Source organism: Gilvimarinus sp. 1_MG-2023 (assembly GCF_030548285.1).
Genome location: NZ_JAUOSC010001526.1, coordinates 1 through 244, shown reverse-complemented (window position 1 = coordinate 244; position 244 = coordinate 1). Strand labels below are relative to the sequence as shown.

General features: G+C 56.1%; 1 protein-coding gene. It reads left to right on the top strand.

What is annotated here, in order from left to right; all coding sequences use genetic code 11:
* Window positions 1-244, top strand: a 244-nt coding sequence (locus Q4563_RS21935; RefSeq protein WP_303606043.1) for a DUF1732 domain-containing protein, incomplete at both ends; no start/stop codon positions are given.

Below are 244 nucleotides of genomic sequence, written 5' to 3'. Positions count from 1 at the left end.
ACGTCTGGCCGATATGCTGGGGGCACGCAGAGGCAGCGCCAATCCGGAACGCCTGGAGCAAGAAATGGTGATACTGGCGCAAAAGGCCGACGTTACCGAAGAACTCGACCGACTGCGCACCCACATTCAGGAAACCCAAAATATCCTGCAACGCACAGAGCCTGTTGGCCGCCGTCTTGATTTTATGATGCAAGAGCTGAATCGCGAGGCTAACACCCTGTCTTCCAAATCCCTGACCACCACC